Origin of the sequence: Cellulomonas sp. B6, from assembly GCF_001462455.1 — a bacterium.
GTDB lineage: Bacteria > Actinomycetota > Actinomycetes > Actinomycetales > Cellulomonadaceae > Cellulomonas.
Genome location: NZ_LNTD01000025.1, coordinates 1 through 1403, shown reverse-complemented (window position 1 = coordinate 1403; position 1403 = coordinate 1). Strand labels below are relative to the sequence as shown.

Annotated in this window: 1 protein-coding gene; it reads right to left on the bottom strand. The window is 76.0% G+C overall.

From position 1 onward, the window contains the following. Positions 1 to 196: 196 nt before the first annotated feature. Positions 197 to 1403, bottom strand: a 1207-nt coding sequence (locus ATM99_RS01625) for an LLM class flavin-dependent oxidoreductase (RefSeq protein WP_369797964.1), incomplete at its 5' end; no start/stop codon positions are given.

Sequence of the window (1403 nt, the reverse complement as noted above, 5' to 3'; positions counted from 1 at the left end):
CACCCCGCGAGAGGTCGATCCGGTCCCGCCGGGACGAGACTGGATCGACCTCTCGCGCACGTCACGAGCACCGGGTCACGCACGTCACGAGCGGCCGGTCGCGCACGTCACGAGCACCCGGTCGCGCACGTCACGAGCACCCGGTCGCAGCGGAGCCCGCGGCCGCGGGCGGCCGGCACCGGCCCGACGCGGGCGATCAGCGCGCGATCGAGGCGAGCCCCCCGGTCCCGTCCACGGAGCGGCGCTCGGAGGCCGCGCCGGCGGGCACCGAACCCGCGCCGGCCGTGAAGCCCGCGGCACGGCCCGCGTCGTCCGGACCCCACAGCCGCGTCGGCGCCGCGGCCCGGACCACCGGCACGACCTCCTCGACGAACCGGCGCAGCACGTCCTCCTGGTGCGCCGGGTCGAGCAGGTGGTTGACGGACACCGACTGCAGGTCGTGCCTGAACGACGCGTGGTAGTCGAGGATCTTCGCCGCGACCCGCTCAGGCGTGCCGACGAGCGCCGGGCCGCGCTCGACGGCGTCCTCGACCGTCGCGAACGCCGGCGCCCTGCCGACCGCGTCGGGGCCGTACCCCCGGCGCGCGGCCGCCGCGACCTGCCCCTCGTAGATCGGGCGGTACTGCGCGACCGCCTCGGCGTCGGTGTCCGCGAGGTACAGCCCGCCCGACCCGGCGCCCACGAACGCGCACGCCGGGTCGTGCCCGTGCGCGGCGTACCGCTCGCGGTAGTGGTCGATGAGCACGCGGTACGCCTCGCGCGGCTGCAGCGCGTTGGCGCTGACGATCGGCTCGCCGTGCCGTGCGGCGAGCTCGACCGCGAACCGGGACGTCGCCGAGCCGTGCCAGATCCGGAACGGTCCCGCGAACGGCCGCGGCAGCGTCGTCGCGCGCTCCAACGGGGCGCGGTGCCGCCCCGACCACGTGACGTCCTCCCGCGCGAGCAGCAGGCGTAGCAGGCCGTGGTTCTCCTCGAGGTACTCGTACTGCTTGTCGAGGTCGAGCCCCAGCAGGGGGTACTGCAGCACCTCGTTGCCCTTGCCGATGACGATCTCGAGCCGCCCGCGGCTCAGCTGGTCGACCGTCGCGAGGTCCTCCGCGGCGCGCACCGGGTCGAGCAGCGAGAGCACCGTGACCCCCGTCGACAGCACGATCCGCGACGTGCGCGCGGCGATCGCCCCGAGGATCACGGTGGGCGACGACGACAGCACGGCGCCGGCGTGCCGCTCGCCGACCGCGAACGAGTCGAAGCCCAGCTCCTCGGCCAGCACGGCGTGCGCGACGACGCGCGCGAGCCGGTCGGCGGGCGGCACCGCGGCCCCCGTCACGGGGTGCGGCGGGTTGAACACGATGTCGAGGAGCTGGAAGCGCACGAGGGGTCCTTCGCGGTCGGCGGGCGGTGCG